The following is a 15,791-nucleotide window of genomic DNA, read 5'->3' on the forward strand; positions in this document are numbered from 1 at the left end:
GCCATGAACGCACAGCCCGGATCGCGACTTCACTGGTTCGACGCGAACCGCGTCTGCGCCGCCATCGGCGTGGTGCTGATCCACGTCACGGTGGATTTTGCCGGTCGGCCCTTTCCCGACGCCACCGAGGGCGCGCGTGTCTTCCCGGTGCTGCTGCGCTCGATCGGCGAGTTCTCGGGCTCGGAGATGTTCTTCTTCTTCTCGCTGTTCCTGATGGCGATGCGGGTGGACCGGAAGCGCCCCGGCTACCGCGAGGCGATCTTCGTGCAGGCCGAACGCCTGCTGATCCCCTTCGCCTTCTGGACCGTGTTCTACGCGATCTTCCGGCTGTTGAAGGCCGATACCTTCGGCTACGCGCCGCAATATCTCGAGCAGCTCGGTGAGCTGCGCACGTGGATTGCCTACTTCCTGCTCGGCAAGGGGCAATACCACCTGCATTTCCTGCCGACGCTCTTCGCGATCTTCCTGTTCTTCCCGGTCATGCGGATCGCCATGCGCTACCCGATCCTCGGGGTAATGCTCTTCGCGACGCTCGGAGCGATGGACCACGTGCAGCGGTTCCTCTGGAGCATCGACATCGACCCGCTCACGCGTGACTACTACGTGCGGATCACCAAGGTCTGGGGCTACGTCGGCTACGGCTTTGCCGCCTTCGCCATCTACTCGCTGTGGCGCGACGGCATTCCGCGCGGCGAGTCCAAGCTGATCCGGCGCGGCGCATTCTACTTCGCCTCGATGGCCTACATCGCGACCGTGCCGTTCTTCGGCGGGGCGATCCTCACCGGCGACTGGGGCGTGCGCACGGGCTGGGACTACTACGGTCACTTGCTGATGCCGCTGTTCATCTTCTGCCTCTTCATGGGGGGGCAGTTCGGCAAGTGGTCTCCGGCGTGGTCGGACAAGGCGAAATACACCTTCGGTGTCTACCTGGTGCACCCCATCTTCATCGACCTCTTCGACGTCTTCATGTTCAGGACCGGCCTGTCCGGGCTGATCTCGCCCACGGTGCTGGTGCTGCTGCGCCTCGCCTTCGTGCTCCCGGCCTCCTTCGGCCTGTCGATGCTCTTAGAGCGCACGCGATCGCTTGCCTGGACCATCGGCCTCGGCCCGGCGCCCTGGACCTGGAGCCGGGTGGACCCGGCAAAGCAGGGATAAGGAGCCCCATGGACGACTACTTCCGCGCCTTCGAGGACCGCCGCCCGCCCGAGCCGCTGCCCTACTCGCCCCGACGCGAGATGCTCTGGCAGTTCCTTGCGACGATCGCCCTGGTGGTCGGTGCATGGTACATCGGCTGGCGCTGGCTGCATTCGCTCAACCCCGATGCGATGTGGTTCGCGATCCCGCTCGTGGTGTCCGAGACCGCCGCCTACATCGGGCTGCTGCTCTTCGTCTACAATCTCTGGAAGGACCAGCCGGTCACCGTGCCCGAGGCCCCGGCGGTCATCGAGGACGTGGATCCGAACACGCCCGATCCCGGTCGGCCGATCAACGTCGACATCCTCTTTGCCACCTACAACGAGGACCCCGAGCTCGTCCGGCTGGGCATCCGGGATTCCCGCGCGCTCGACTATCCGTACGAGATCAACGTGCAGATCCACGTGCTCGACGATGGCAAGCGCCCCGAGATGCGCGCCGTGGCCGAGGAAGAAGGCATCGGCTACATCACACGCGAGACCAACGAAGGCTTCAAGGCCGGCAACCTGCGCAACGCGATGGAGCGGACCTCAGGCGATTTCATCGTCATCTGCGACGCCGACACCCGGCCCTTCCCGACGCTACTGGCCCGCACGCTGGGATACTTCCGCGATCCCAAGATGGCCTGGGTGCAGACGCCGCAGTGGTTCTACGACCTGCCCGAGGGCGAGCGGCTGACCGACGTTCTGAGCCGCCGCATGGGACGGGTCGGGCACGGCATCGGCCGCGCGCTGGAAAAGGTGCTGGGCGAAACCCGCGTCGGTGCAGATCCGTACGTAAACGATCCGCAGATGTTCTACGACGTGATCCAGCGCCGCCGGAACCGGGCCAACGCGTCGTTCTGCTGCGGGGCCGGCTCGATCCACCGCCGCGAGGCGGTGATGGAGGCCGCACTGCGCAGCTTCGGCGAGGCGGTCGAGAAACGCGTGATCGCCGCCGAGGAAGAGATCACGCTGGAAAGCCGCGAGCGCCGCGTCGACCCTGAACTGCTCGAAGCCATCCGCACCGAGGCCGTCACCGCCGAGGTGCTGACGCCCTACCGCTTCCACGTCTCCGAGGACATCTACACCTCGATCGTGCTGCATTCCGACCGCGAGCGCGGCTGGAAGTCCTACCAGCACCCCTATGTCGAGTCGAAGATGCTCTCGCCGCAGGACTTCCTGACCTGGACCATCCAGCGCTTCAAGTACGCGGGTGGCAGCCTCGACATCATGGTCAACGACAACGCGATGTTCCGTTCGGGCCTCACGCTGCCGCAACGGCTGATGTATGGCGCGACCTTCTATTCCTACCTCGGCGCGCTGTGGAACGTGATCTTCCTGTTCGCGCCGGTGATCTACCTGTTCTCGGGCGTGGCGCCGGTGTCGGCCTACTCGAACGACTTCTTCGTGCACGTGGTGCCGTTTCTCGTCAGCCTCGAACTGGCGATGATGGTCGGCACCTGGGGCATCTCGGGCTACGCGGCCAAGGCCAGCTACCTGTCGTTCTTCCCGCTCGGCCTGCGGGCGATCTGGACCGTGCTGCGCGGCGAGAAGATCTCGTTCCCGGTCACGCCGAAGGTCCGCCAGTCGGGCAATTTCCTCAAGCTCGTCCGCCCGCAGCTGGCGGTCCTGGTGCTGACCGCTACCGGCGTGCTCTGGGGGCTCGGCGCGGTCATCGCGGGCAACACCCCCCACACGCTGACCGGGGTCGTCACCAACGGGCTCTGGGGCATCAACAACTGTGCGGCGATGGCCGGCATCATCTATGCCGCGCTCTGGCAGCCGCCTGAATCCACCGAATCCAAGGAGGAGACGCAGCGATGAGCTTCCGCACGAACCTCGTCCGCGCGCGCGGGCATATCGTGTTCCTCGTGGCACTCGTGATCGGGCTGCTGCTCGTGCTCTGGCTCGAGACACTGGGCGATCCGCCCGATCCGAACGCCCAATCCGAAGGACCCGACCTCATGCAGACCTTCGACGAGATTGAACCGCTGCCGCTTGCCGTCCGCGGCGAAAGCAGCGGGGACGACCTCGAGAGCGCCCGCATCGCCTGGACCTACTTCGAGAACAACACCATCGAGGAAACCGGGCTGGTGAACTCGGTCGACAAGTACCCCTCGACGACGATGTGGGAAACCGGCTCGTATATCGTGGCCGTGCTCTCGGCGGAGCGGCTCGGCCTGATCGACAGCGAGGCCGCCGAGGCCCGCCTGTCGAAGATGCTCGACAGTCTCCGGGAGCTGCGCCTGTTCCAGGACACCCTGCCGAACAAGGCCTACAACACCCGCACGCTCGAACTGGTGGACTATGCCAACCAGCCGTCCGAGCTGGGGCTGGGCTGGTCGGCGCTGGACGTGGCGCGCATCGTCGCGACGCTCGGGCTGATCGAACGCAACCACCCCGCGCTTGCGCCGCAGGTCGAGGCGCTGCTCGACACCTGGTCGCTCGACAGCATGGTGCAGGACGGCGAGCTTTACGGCACCAACGTCGTCGCGGGCGAGGTCCAGCTGAACCAGGAGGGCCGCGTCGGCTACGAGCAATACGCGGCCAAGGCGATGATGCTGTTCGGCTACGACGTGTATCGCGCCTACGAGGTCCGCAACGACCTGATGGTCCAGATGGTCGAAGGCCAGCCGATCCCCGTGGACACGCGGCTTCATCGCGGCACGACGCCGGCTTTCGTCGTGAGCGAGCCCTACCTCTTCGACGGGCTCGAGTTCGGCTTCGACGCCCGCTCGCATCGCTTCGCGACGGCGATCTACCGCGCGCAGGAAGCCCGCTACGAAGACACCGGCATCCTGACGGCAGTGACCGAAAGCCACCTGAGCGAGGCGCCCTACTTTTCCTATTCCAGCGTCTGGGGCGGCGGGTCGCCATGGGCCGTGATGACCTTCCAGGGCGAGCGGATCGACAGCCGTCGGACGATCGCGACCAAGGCCGCCTTCGGCTGGGATGCGCTTTTCGGCACCGAGTATACTCAGACCCTCGTGGATGCCCTGAAGGACACGGCCGACCCCGAGAAGGGATGGCCCGAGGGGATCTACGAGCAGAGCGGCGAGGTCAACGGCTCGACGACCGCCAACACCAACGCGGTGGTGCTGGCCGCCCTCGCCTTCAAGGCGGGCGGTCCGCTGATGCGGAAGGTCGAGGAATGAGATCCGCCGCGCTGCTGATACTGGCCACGCTTCCCCTGCCCTGCTTCGGGCAGCAGGCGCCCTGTGTCGGCAGCGGCTTCGACCTGCCCCTGCCCGGAGCAAGCGCGGTCGAGCGCCGGTCCGCCGACGTGCCCTCGGCGCGCTATGCCGGCATCTGGCAGGAAGGCCGCGTCGCCGGCTACGTCTACCAGCTCTCGAGCGACCTCTCCGCGATGCTGGCCCCAACGCGCAATGCCCCGGACTGGCAGATCACCGTGATGTGCGACGCCACCGAGGACCGGTGCGATCAGACCCGGGTCGGCGCCGTTCCCGACGCGGCCCTGCCGGTCGCGGACATGCTCGGACAATGCCTGCTCGGCCGGGACGTCTCCGCGCCGGCGGCACAAGGTGGCGCAATGCTCGGACTGCCGCCCGACGCCGGGGTGACCGACACGGACCGCATCGTCGACTCGAACGCGGCGCTTGCCACCGGAGCAGGCGCCGAAGGTGCGCGCGGCGGCGGTTCTGGCGTGTCGCCCGAGCGCGCGCAACAGTGTGCCGAGGCCGCAGCGATGGGAACCGCCGCCCCGGTGCAGGCGCTGCAGACGCTGCTGGCCGCAGGCGGTTTCGACCCGGGCCCTGCCGACGGCGTGATGGGCGCCCGCACACGCTCGGCCATGGTCGAGGCCCTGGGCCCGTCGGCCGACGACCTCTCGGCGCGGAACGCGTTCGCGGCGCTCAGCGGCCGGCTTTGCGGGGAGTAGCGGAACCATGCGATCGGAGATGCTCGGTCTCAGTCTCGGCGTCGCGAGCTGTTTTGCCGCATATGCGGTAGACGCGCAGGCGGCGGCGGATCCGTCGTTCGGAAGGTTGGACTTTCCGTCGACCGTGGCGCCGCTGAACGCGCAGAGCCCGGCCGGCGTGCCCGACTGGTGGCAGGCCGCACCGGGCCCCGACGCGGTCGACACGCTCGACCCCGCCGTCCCCGGCGCCGAGGAAGTGCTTGAAGACACGCCCAACAGCTTCGCCTGGTCGCGCTACCAGGTCGGCACCGTCGGCGGCTGGAGCTACAGGCTCTTCCCCGATGGCTCGGCCTTCATCCTGCCCGACGATCCGCGTGCGGTCGCCGACTACATCCTGAAATGCACCACCGGTGTCTCCTGCGATATCCTGACGGCGGAAACGGTGGTCGAAACCATTCCGGCAACCGGCGCGCCGAAACCCGAGCTTCCGGACGGGATCGACGGGCTCGGCCTCGCCCGCTATCTCGCACGCTGGGTGCTTGCCGGCACCGGAACACCGCCGCAGGCGGCGGCCCCGCCGCCCGAGCAAGACACGACCGGACCGGAGCCCGTGGAAACCACCGAAGCGCCGTCGGCATCGCCCGTGCCCCCAACCGTGCCAGCATCGACCACCACGAGCGCCGCACCAAGCGGAAACGCCACCTGCGTGCAGCCCGATCCGTTCTATCCCGACGCCTGCCGCGCTGCTGCCACGCCCCCGGCCGCAGCGGCACCGGCCTCCGCCCCCGCGCGACAACCCGTGCAGCCCTCCGCGCCCGAAGACGAACGCATGACCCTTGCCGAACGCTTCCGGCTGTCCTGTTCGGTGAGCAGCGGCGCGACGCTGCAATATGCCGACGACGAGGACCAGCACACCCGCTACGGCAAGCTCAAGGTCTCGCTCGGCTGCTACGCCCGCCTGTCCGAGAAGTTGTCGATGCAGGCAAGCGTCATCAGCTACCCGATCAAGGGCCAGCAGGCGCCTTGGGACCCGGATTTCACCTATTCCTTCACCTATAAGGTCACCGACAGGATCAGCCTGAACTACTCGAACTACTCCGCGCGTTTCTCGGGCGGCGACAGCAATTTCGTCTCCTCGATCCTCAAGGGCAGCCTGCGCGGATACTACAAGCTTCCCGACCTTCCCATCGGCGAGACGCGCAAGGCGGCCTGTTCGGTCGGGATCGGCCTGCCCGACCCGCGCGAGCATTCGCTGACGCTCGGCTGCTCGATGGGTGTGACGGACAAGCTCCGGGTCGGCCTGACCGGCTACGCCTACCCGAAGGGCGTGCAGGAACCGTGGAATCCCGACTACACCTATACCGCGAGCTACCAGGTCAATGACCGCATTCAGGTCAGCTACGCGAACTACAGCAACAACCGCCTGCCGTGGAACCGGGCCGACACGCCGGGGCCGGGCCCGCTCGGCGGCAGCGTGACCGTGTCCTACAAGCTGAAGTTCTGAGACGATGAAACGACACCGGATCGCAGCGCTCGTGACCGCCTCTACCCTGCTCCTGTCGCTGGCGCTGCCCGCGATGACCAACGCAGAGGTGCGCTTCGACAACGCCGTGGGCAGCGACACGCTCGGGCGCCCGGTCCGCTACGCGCTCTACCTGCCGCCCGGCTACGACGAGGACAGCCGGGACTACCCTATCGTCTACCTCCTGCACGGCGGCGGCACCGGCCAGCCGGCGGACTGGTTCACCCTTGCCGGGATCGACCAGCTTTTCGACCGGCTCATCACCGAGGGCGAGATCCGGCCCTTCATTGCCGTCGCCCCCGACGGGCGCCGGGACGAGAGCAACGCGGTCGCAACCTATTTCCTCGACGATGCCGACGCGGAAACCCGCTGGGAGACGATGTTCTTCGACGATTTCATCCCGGCGGTCGAGACCCGCTACCGGGCGCTCGGCGGTGGCGAGGCCCGGGCGGCGCTCGGCATCTCCATGGGCGCAGTCGCCGCGACGGTCTACCAGCTGCACGCGCCTTCGCGCTTCGCGGGGATCGCCGCGCTGAGCCCGGCGTTTCGCAGCGACACGCAGCTTCTCGGGCTGTCGCCCGACGCCTATCGCAGCCGCTACGGCGGGCTTCTCGGAGAAGGGCTCGAAGGCGACGCCCGGCTCAACGACGCGTGGGAGGCCCTGCGCCCGGAAACCCTTGTCGCGCAGACGGACGGCGCGCGCTTCCGGCGGGTGCCACGGTTCTACTTCGACATCGGCGCCGACGATCCGTTTTTCGAGGGCGCGGCAGACCTGCACCTGTCCCTGCGCGACGCCGGAATTCTGCACCGCTTCCGTGTCACCGAAGGCGGACACGACTGGCCGTTCTGGCGCGGCGCGCTGGAAGACGCCGTCCTGCACCTCGACGCCGTGCTCACCCGCGACTACGGCGAGTGATGCCGCCGCCTCAGGGGTGAACCGAGGTAAAGAAGTGACACTTCGCCACGCTGTGCCGATGTATTTGCAGATGCCAATAATTTGACACAATCGAATCACAATTCCTCTATATGTATCGGCCCGCAGACAAACAACCTCTCCGGGAATACATAGGTGAACACACACTCCTCCCGAGGCCACTTCCATGCCTCGCTCGTCGCACGCGCGTCCAGGTTCGATACGCTCACGGAAACACCGCTCGATATCAGCGACGACCCGGCCTCGGCCGAACTCACGACATTCTACGCGACCTCCGCTGCAATGAGCTATGCCGGCCCCTCTCAGACGATCACGATCGACGGGGCCGACTACGTTCTGACCTTCGGCGACGAATTCAACGGCTCGACGGTCTCTTTCTGGAACGGCTACGGCAACGGCGGCCTCTGGGCCACGTCCTTTTCGCCGCATCTCGACGATACCCGGTCGATCACCTCGAACAACGAGCTTCAGTACTACATCGACCCGGACATGAGCGGTCTGCCGAACCCGTTCACCGTCGATCAGGGCGTGCTCACGATCAACGCGTCCGAACTCGATGCCACGCAGCGCCAGCTTGCCGACGGCTACGACTACGGCTCGGGGATGCTGTCGACCGAGATGACCTTCGACGTGAGCTCGGGCTACATCGAGATCAGCGCCGACGTGCCCGACGAACAGGGCTTCTGGAGCGCGTTCTGGATGCTGCCCGCCGACGGCGACTGGTCCTCGGAGATCGACATCTTCGAGATCCTCGGTGGCACCGCCGACACGATCCATACCAATGTCTGGACCGATGGCACGCCCGATGCCGCCTATCTCACCGGGACCGATGCCGCCGATGGCTTCCACACCTACGGGCTGTTCTGGGACGCAGATTCGATCCAGTGGTTCTATGACGGCGAGCTGATCCGCGAGACCGCGAACACCATCACGGAAGAGATGTTCCTCATCATCAACCTCGCCGTCGGCGGCTGGGCCGGCGACCCCGACGGCACCACCGATTTCGGCGACGGGCTGAGCATCGACTACGTGCATGTCTACGAGCTTGAGACGGACCCGAACCGGAACCCCGCAATGCAGGGCGACACCTTCGTGCCTGCCGATCCCGACGTCGGCACGACGCAGACGGAGGTCATCAACGGCTCGCGCTGGGGCGACGTTATCGACGCGCAGGCCGGGGACGATACCGTCTACGGCGACGGCGGCGACGACATCCTGTCCGGCGGCACCGGCGCCGACCGGCTCTTCGGGCAGGCCGGCGACGACAGCCTGTCCGGCGGCGCGGGCAACGACCATCTCATCGGCGGTGCCGGCGAGGACCGGCTCGACGGCGGCGCGGGCACCGACCACATGTGGGGCGGCTCCTACGGCGCGGACGGCAGCCGGGACACCTTTGTCTTCTCGGCCGGCAGCGGCGCCGATTACGTGCACGATTTCGAGGTGGCCTTCGATCTCATCGACCTCACCTTCTACGGTGTCGACTGGAGCACGGTGCAATCCGCGCTCTCCGATCAGAGCTGGGCGACGCGGCTCGACCTCGCCGCGCTCGGCGGCTCGGCCGGCGACGCGGTCTACCTCGCCAACGTGGCGCTGGCGGACCTGACCAGCGACAACTTCCTGACGTCCGACCTCATCGCCTGACGACATGAATCCGCCGGGCCCCCTGAGAGGGCCCGGCACAGGCCGGCTGCCGGTCCGGGGGCCGGCACTGCCAGCCCGCTCGCCCCTTTCCCGGCCGCTATCGGCCGTGCCCTCCTGCCGCATCGGACACGCGAGCGCATGAGGTCCTTGCTGACTGTCGTCTCCGCATCTGGCGGAGCTTTATCTTCCTCGCCAGAAACACGGCACAGATCCGCGAAATCGCAGGGGTTGCCATCGGGTGACCGGCAGGCTGGAGGCGGCGGCCTCCTTTTTGCTCTGCACGAGTGCGACCGGCAGGCCGATCCGAACCAATGCCCCTTCCTGGCGGAACGGTGCGGATCGGGTCACGAGCGCCTCGCAGGATTTCTTGTCCGCGCCCGTGCCAGCGGCGGAATTTTCGCGTTACATCTGCCCCTCTTCACACGGCTGTTACCTGAAGGGTGTTTCAGGCGCTTGTCCGCGCAAGCGACCGACCCCCGATTTCCGTGCTCAGAGGATTCCCATGAAGACGACCGTTTCCGTTTCGGCCCTGGCGCTCTTCGCTGCCACCGGCGCCATCGCGCAAGATCTTCCGCAGGCCGAAAGCCAGTGGTTCACCGATGGCCAGAGCGCCGTTCAGGCCATGATCGACCGTCAGCCCAACACCAACACCGCCAAGAACATCATCGTTCTCGTGGCGGACGGCAACGGCGTCGGCACCAACTACATCACGCGCCTGTTCGATGGTCAGCAGAAAGGCATGCTGGGCGAAGAGAACGTGCTGCCCTACGAGACCCCCGACTGGTCGTCGGCGCTCATCAAGACCTACAACATCAACGCCCAGACCCCGGACTCGGCCCCGACGGCGGGCGCGATGAACACCGGCGTGAAGCAGCGTTTCAACCTCATCAACCTCGGCGGCGACGCGATCCACGACGACTGCTCGACCGTTGATGGCAACGAGCTGACCACCTTTGGCGAGATCGTCACCGGCATGGACAAGTCGGTCGGCTTCGTCTCGACCGCGCGCGTCACCCACGCAACGCCGGCCGCGGTCTACTCCAAGACCGCCAACCGCAACTGGGAAGACAGCGTCCCGGAAGAGTGCGACGGCATCCAGACCGACATCGCGACGCAGCTCATCGACCAGATGGAAGCGGGCATGATTGACTTCGCCATGGGCGGCGGTCGTCGTCACTTCGTGCCCGAAGGCGTCGAGACCGACGAGGGCGGCTCGGGCCGTCGCGCCGACGGCGTGAACCTGATCGACCGCGCCACCGGCCTTGGCGCCCAGTACGCCTGGAACACCGAGACCTTCAACGCGCTCACCAACGACTCCCCGGTGCTGGCGCTGTTCAACGACAGCCACATGGAATACGAGGCCGACCGCGCCGATGACGACGAGCCCTCGCTCGCCGACATGACGAAGAAGGCCATCGAGTTCCTGTCGCAGAACGAGAACGGCTACTACCTCGAGATCGAGGCCGGCCGCGTCGACCACGCCAACCACGCCGGCAACGCCGCCCGCGTCGTGCGCGACGGCGTCGCCTACGCCGAGGCCGTGGCCATGGCCGACGAGCTGACCGATGACGAGGACACGCTGATCATCGTCACCGCCGACCACGAGCACGCGCTGGCGCTCAACGGCTACTGCGGCCGCGGCTCGGACATCATGGGCCTGTGCTACGACGTCGCCCAGCGCGGCGACAAGCACTCGGACGATCTGGTGCTCGGCTCGGACGGCAAGCCCTTCACCATCGTCGGCTACCTGAACGGCGCGGGCTCGGTGCTCGTCGAGCAGGAAGACGGCACCTATGCCGCCCCGGAGGGCCGCCCCGAGATCACCCAGGATGACGCGACCGACCTCGACTACGTGCAGCAGGCACTGGTCCCCAAGTCGTCGGAAAGCCACTCGGGCGAGGACGTCGCAGTCTACGCCAAGGGGCCCTGGGCGCACCTCTTCGACAGCACGCTCGAGCAGAACGTGATCTTCCACGTGATGCATCACGCCGTCACCGCCAAGTGATCTCGCATGAATGATCAACGCAGGGGGCCCCGTTGGTGCGGGCCCCCTGCCCCGTTCGGGGCGGCGGCCCCGGACTGCTCCAGAAGACCCGGGAGACCGACATGCAGACCAGACGAACCTTCCTGATCGCAGGACTTGCCGCGCCGATGCTGGCGCGCCGCGGACGTGCGGCGGACGACACGCTTCGCCTGCGCGAGCTCTACGAGCGTCGCGGCACCGGACTGTCCGAGCTTGCCGCCAAGCTCGTCGGTCAGCGCATCTCCGTCGACGGCTTCATGGCGCCGCCGCTCAAGGCCGAAAGCCGCTTCTTCGTGCTGACCAAGATGCCGATGGCGGTCTGCCCCTTCTGCGAGTCCGAGGCCGAGTGGCCCAACGACATCCTCGCCGTCTACACCAAGCGGATCGTCGACGTCTCGCCGTTCAACGTGAAGATCACCACCACCGGCGTGCTCGAGACCGGCGCCTACCGCGACCCCGACACCGGGTTCGTCAGCATGGTCCGGCTGACCGACGCAAGCTACGGCTGACCGCAACCATGGGACTCTCGCTTTCCGTCCGTGCGCTGGAGGTGACCAGCGACCGCAACCGTCGCCTCCTCTCGGTTCCCGCACTGGAGGCGCCCGCCGGCGCGCTCATAGGCGTGCGCGGCGCATCCGGGGCCGGGAAATCCACGCTGCTCTACGCGCTGGCCGGGCTGCTCGAACGCGCCAGCGGCAGCGTGCGCTGGGGCGACACGGACCTCCTGTCGCTCGCTCCCGAGCGCCGGGCCGGCTTTCGCGCCGGGCAGATCGGCATGATCTTCCAGGATTTCCTGCTGTTCGAGGAACTCGACGCGCTCGCCAACGCCTCGGTCACGGCGCTCTTTCGCAAGCGCCCCGAGCGCGCGGCGTTGCGCACCCGCTCGGCCGAGCGGCTGTCCCGGCTGGGGCTGGACGCCGGGGCGCGCAGCGTCGCGAGCTTTTCCGGCGGCGAGCGCCAGCGGGTCGCCATAGCCCGTGCCATGGCCGCCGAGGCCCCGATCCTGCTGGCGGACGAACCCACCGCCAGCCTTGACCGCGCTGCCGCCGACCGGCTGATCGAGGACCTCGTCGCCATGACCCGCGAGACCGGCACGACGCTGGTGGCGGTCAGCCACGACATGCATCTGATCGCGCGCATGGACCGGGTCCTGACGGTGACCGACGGCGCGCTTTCCGCGGACGAGGTGCCGGCATGAGCGCGCTCTGGGCCGAGCTTCCCGTGCTGGCGCAGGACATCCTCCGGACCCTGCTTCTGCTCCTGCCCGCGCTGGTCGTGGGCCTCCTGACCCTGCGCGGCTATGCGCCCTGGCCGCTGGTGCGCGCGATCCTCTGGCGGTTCCGCTGGCCGGCGGCAATGTTCGTGCTGCTGATCGCCATTTCGGTCGGCATGGGCATCGGCCTGCTGGCACAGGAACGCGGGCTGCGGCGCGGCACCGCGCAGGCGGCCGACAAGTTCGATCTCGTGGTCGCCGCCCCTGGAAGCGAGCTGACCGCGATGTTCGCCGCCGTCTACCTGCAACCCTCGGACATGCCCCTGCTCTCGGGCGAGGTGTATGACGAGATCGCGGACCACGAGGATGTCTCGATCGCCGCCCCGCTTGCCTTCGGCGACAGCTACGGCACCGCTCCGTTGGTGGGCACAACCGCCGCGTTCCTGCGCTACCTCTCCGATGACCGCATCACGGGCCGGATGTGGCAGACCAGCGCGGAGGCGGTTATCGGCGCGCTCGTCCCGCTCGAAACCGGAGACCATTTCACCCCCGCCCATGGGGAAGGTGACGCCGCCGAGCACGACGCCCACGGCGATGCGGAACTCACCGTGGTCGGCCGGATGGCTCCAACCGGCACACCCTGGGACCGCGCCATTCTCGTGCCGGTCGAGACGGTCTGGGAGGTGCATGGGCTGGCCAATGGCCACGCACCGGAGCGCGCCGGGCAGATCGGTCCGCCGTTCGATCCGGCCTATTTCCCCGGCACGCCGGTGATCGTGACCCATTCCGAGGAGCTCTGGGCCAACTACGCCCTGCGGTCCGAGTTCACCCGCGATGCCGAGACGATGGCCTTCTTCCCCGGCACGGTGCTGTCGACCCTTTTCCGCGTGATGGGCGACGTCCGGCAGGCCATGTCGCTGATGGCCCTGGTGACGCAGGTCCTTGTCGCCGCGAGCGTGCTGCTCGGGCTGTTCATCCTGTCTCGCCTGTTCCGCCGGCAGATCGCGCTGCTGCGCGCGCTCGGGGCGCCGGCACGTTTCATCTTCGCCGTGGTCTGGTCCTTCGGCGCCACGCTGCTGCTGGCGGGCGCCGTGCTCGGGCTCGGCACCGGGCTCGGCGCCGCGGCGCTGCTTTCGCGCGTGGTCACCTCACGAACCGACATTCTCGTGAACGCCACGCTTGGCTGGACCGAAATCCACTTCCTCGCCGGTTTCGTCAGCACGACCCTGCTGCTATCGCTCATCCCAGCGGCGGTGGTCCTGCGGCAGCCCGTGGTGGCCGGGCTCCGAGCCTGAGAGGGGCTTCTGCCTGAGCGCTTCGCCACCACGGTTCCCTTTCCATGAAACCACGCCGCGATACCTTCGTTGGGACTGTGAACAGTTTGCGTCCCGTGGCTGATGCCTGCTCGATAGATGCGCTGACCTGAAGAACGGGCCGGAAGCAGGCTTGGGACCGCGAGCTTCGAAGGCCGGACGGGTCAGCCACCTCGGTAGCGGCTCGTTGTTCAGGCCAGGCGGGCTGCCGCCCGCGCAACCAGGAAGACGGAAGGACACGTCATGCCCGACATGGAACCCGCTTCACCTCCGATGATCGAGACCGGAGCCGAGGCCGCCGAGCCCTGGTGGCATCGCGCTACGGGCTACCAGATCTACCCGCGCAGCTTTGCCGACAGCAACGGCGACGGCATGGGCGATATCCCCGGCATCATCTCGAAGCTGGATCACCTCGCCGATCTCGGGATCGGCTTCATCTGGCTGTCGCCCGTCTACGCCTCTCCCATGGTCGACAACGGCTACGACATCTCGGACTACCGGGACATCGCCGACGAGTTCGGAACGCTTGAGGATATGGACCGGCTGATCGCCGAGGCGAAGGCGCGCGGCATCCGGATCGTCATGGATCTCGTGGTCAATCACTCCTCTGCGTTGCACGGATGGTTCCAGGCGGCACGTGCGTCGAGGGAAGTGCCGGAACACGCCTACTATATCTGGCGAGATCCGGCTGCGGACGGTGGCCCTCCCGATTCCACCGCCGCGGCCTTCGGCGGCTCCGCCTGGACCTACGTGCCGGAGGTGGGACAGTATTACTTCCACTATTTCAGCCCCGCGCAGCCTGACCTGAACTGGCAAAATCCGGCGCTTCGCGAAGAAGTATATGACATGATGCGCTGGTGGCTCGACCGGGGCATCGCCGGCTTTCGCATGGATGTCATCAGCCTGATCGGCAAGGATGTGGACGAACGTCTTTACGAAGAAGGCCCCTATCTCCACACGTTCCTGCAGGAGATGCACCGCGAGGTCCTTGCCGGACGCGACGTCCTGACCATCGGTGAAAGCTGGTCGGTGTCGATCGAGACCGGCCTGCTCTATTGCGGGCGCGACCGGCAGGAACTCGACATGGTGTTCGAGTTCAGCCACATCCGCGAAGGCTGGCACCCCGAGCTCGGCAAGTTCGCGCCCAAGCCCTTCGACCTTGTGGCGTTCAAGCACGCGCTCTTTTCATGGCAGGAGCTGACGCGGGAAGACGGATGGAACGCGCTGTTCCTGTCGAACCACGACCTGCCGCGACAGGTCTCGTTTTACGCCGATGACACCACTCACCGCCGTGCCGCCGCACGGACCTTGGCAACCGTTCTGCATCTGCTCAAGGGAACGCCGTTTGTCTACCAAGGCGAGGAAATCGGCATGACCAACGCTCAGTTCGAGCGTATCGACCAGTATCGGGACCTCGAGACCCTGAACCATTTCCAGGAGCAGATCGTTCAGGGCGTCCCGCCCGAGGTTTTCCTCGAAGGCGCAAACCGCAACAGCCGAGACCATTCCAGAACCCCGATGCAGTGGTCTTCCGCGCCCCATGGCGGCTTCACCTCGGGAACGCCCTGGATCGAGGTGAACCCGAACCACACGACCGTGAATGTGGAGAGCGACAAGGGCCACCCGCAGAGCGTGTTCTCACATTACCGGCGGCTGATCGCTCTGCGACGGGAAAGCGAACTTGTGGCATTCGGACGCACCGAGCAGGTGTTTCCCGAGGACCCGGATGTGCTTGCCTACGAGCGGCGGCTCGGAGACGAACGGCTTTTCGTGATCGCGAACTTCTCGGGATGCGAACAACTTCGCGATCTGCCTGCGGAGTTCACGGGTGCCGGCCACTGCATCGCGTGGTCGCACGAGCCGCGCGAAGACGTTCCGGCGGCGCTGACGCTGGCGCCATACGAAAGCTTTGCCTGGATCCTCAAGTGATCCCGTCACCGGCGCCTTTCTGCCGGTATCGACCCTCATCCTCGCGGGTTCCGGGGCACTTACCGCCCCTGCCGTTTCCGCGAGGAACAGGGCGGCTGCAAGGGCTCCGCGGAGCGCAATGAAACTCCTATAGGTTGTGCGCGTTGAGCCACCACAAATCCAAG

12 protein-coding genes are annotated in these 15,791 nt (G+C 66.8%); all 12 read left to right on the forward strand.

Features of this window, described 5'->3' with window-relative positions:
• The first annotated feature begins 3 nt into the window (after positions 1-3).
• The 12 genes from D6860_RS03305 to D6860_RS03360 all read left to right on the forward strand — a co-directional run bounded on the left by D6860_RS03305 (position 4) and on the right by D6860_RS03360 (position 15,627).
• On the forward strand, positions 4-1,155 hold the full coding sequence (locus D6860_RS03305) for an acyltransferase (RefSeq protein ID WP_076624038.1): 1,152 nt from the start codon (positions 4-6) through the stop codon (positions 1,153-1,155).
• An 8-nt stretch (positions 1,156-1,163) separates the two neighbouring features.
• Positions 1,164-2,999, forward strand: coding sequence for a glycosyltransferase (locus D6860_RS03310; RefSeq protein ID WP_076624037.1), 1,836 nt, complete (start codon positions 1,164-1,166; stop codon positions 2,997-2,999).
• Positions 2,996-4,330 (forward strand): DUF3131 domain-containing protein, encoded by a 1,335-nt coding sequence (locus D6860_RS03315; protein ID WP_076624035.1) that lies wholly within the window; start codon positions 2,996-2,998, stop codon positions 4,328-4,330. The genes D6860_RS03310 and D6860_RS03315 overlap by 4 nt, the downstream gene beginning before the upstream one ends.
• Positions 4,327-5,073, forward strand: coding sequence for a peptidoglycan-binding domain-containing protein (locus D6860_RS03320; RefSeq protein WP_076624033.1), 747 nt, complete (start codon positions 4,327-4,329; stop codon positions 5,071-5,073). Before D6860_RS03315 ends, D6860_RS03320 begins: the two co-directional genes overlap by 4 nt.
• Before the next feature lie 7 nt (positions 5,074-5,080).
• Entirely contained in the window at positions 5,081-6,556 is a 1,476-nt protein-coding gene (locus D6860_RS03325) for a hypothetical protein (protein ID WP_076624031.1), read from the forward strand.
• Between the two features lie 4 nt (positions 6,557-6,560).
• Positions 6,561-7,490, forward strand: a complete 930-nt coding sequence (locus D6860_RS03330) for an alpha/beta hydrolase (protein WP_076624030.1) — start codon at positions 6,561-6,563, stop codon at positions 7,488-7,490.
• Between the two features lie 153 nt (positions 7,491-7,643).
• Complete coding sequence (locus D6860_RS03335) at positions 7,644-9,149, forward strand: family 16 glycosylhydrolase (RefSeq protein WP_076624029.1); 1,506 nt, start codon at positions 7,644-7,646, stop codon at positions 9,147-9,149.
• Between the two features lie 502 nt (positions 9,150-9,651).
• Entirely contained in the window at positions 9,652-11,154 is a 1,503-nt protein-coding gene (locus D6860_RS03340) for an alkaline phosphatase (protein ID WP_076624028.1), read from the forward strand.
• A 101-nt stretch (positions 11,155-11,255) separates the two neighbouring features.
• Positions 11,256-11,681: a hypothetical protein gene (locus D6860_RS03345; protein ID WP_076624026.1), complete on the forward strand. Its 426-nt coding sequence runs from the start codon at positions 11,256-11,258 to the stop codon at positions 11,679-11,681.
• An 8-nt stretch (positions 11,682-11,689) separates the two neighbouring features.
• Complete coding sequence (locus D6860_RS03350; protein ID WP_076624025.1) at positions 11,690-12,370, forward strand: ABC transporter ATP-binding protein; 681 nt, start codon at positions 11,690-11,692, stop codon at positions 12,368-12,370.
• Complete coding sequence (locus tag D6860_RS03355) at positions 12,367-13,680, forward strand: FtsX-like permease family protein (protein ID WP_076624023.1); 1,314 nt, start codon at positions 12,367-12,369, stop codon at positions 13,678-13,680. Before D6860_RS03350 ends, D6860_RS03355 begins: the two co-directional genes overlap by 4 nt.
• Positions 13,681-13,941: 261 nt before the next feature.
• The gene (locus D6860_RS03360) at positions 13,942-15,627 is read left to right on the forward strand and encodes an alpha-glucosidase (RefSeq protein WP_083697827.1); all 1,686 of its coding nucleotides are present in this window, start codon (positions 13,942-13,944) and stop codon (positions 15,625-15,627) included.
• Positions 15,628-15,791: the final 164 nt, after the last annotated feature.

The organism is Salipiger sp. D13, from assembly GCF_003703915.1.
GTDB classification, from domain to species: domain Bacteria; phylum Pseudomonadota; class Alphaproteobacteria; order Rhodobacterales; family Rhodobacteraceae; genus Salipiger; species Salipiger profundus.

What these genes read in the sequence shown, in the direction of transcription:
- D6860_RS03305 (WP_076624038.1), top strand. Translation starts at nt 4, where the DNA reads ATGAACGCACAGCCCGGATCGCGACTTCACTGGTTCGACGCGAACCGC.
- D6860_RS03310 (WP_076624037.1), top strand. Translation starts at nt 1,164, where the DNA reads ATGGACGACTACTTCCGCGCCTTCGAGGACCGCCGCCCGCCCGAGCCG.
- D6860_RS03315 (WP_076624035.1), top strand. Translation starts at nt 2,996, where the DNA reads ATGAGCTTCCGCACGAACCTCGTCCGCGCGCGCGGGCATATCGTGTTC.
- D6860_RS03320 (WP_076624033.1), top strand. Translation starts at nt 4,327, where the DNA reads ATGAGATCCGCCGCGCTGCTGATACTGGCCACGCTTCCCCTGCCCTGC.
- D6860_RS03325 (WP_076624031.1), top strand. Translation starts at nt 5,081, where the DNA reads ATGCGATCGGAGATGCTCGGTCTCAGTCTCGGCGTCGCGAGCTGTTTT.
- D6860_RS03330 (WP_076624030.1), top strand. Translation starts at nt 6,561, where the DNA reads ATGAAACGACACCGGATCGCAGCGCTCGTGACCGCCTCTACCCTGCTC.
- D6860_RS03340 (WP_076624028.1), top strand. Translation starts at nt 9,652, where the DNA reads ATGAAGACGACCGTTTCCGTTTCGGCCCTGGCGCTCTTCGCTGCCACC.
- D6860_RS03345 (WP_076624026.1), top strand. Translation starts at nt 11,256, where the DNA reads ATGCAGACCAGACGAACCTTCCTGATCGCAGGACTTGCCGCGCCGATG.
- D6860_RS03350 (WP_076624025.1), top strand. Translation starts at nt 11,690, where the DNA reads ATGGGACTCTCGCTTTCCGTCCGTGCGCTGGAGGTGACCAGCGACCGC.
- D6860_RS03355 (WP_076624023.1), top strand. Translation starts at nt 12,367, where the DNA reads ATGAGCGCGCTCTGGGCCGAGCTTCCCGTGCTGGCGCAGGACATCCTC.
- D6860_RS03360 (WP_083697827.1), top strand. Translation starts at nt 13,942, where the DNA reads ATGCCCGACATGGAACCCGCTTCACCTCCGATGATCGAGACCGGAGCC.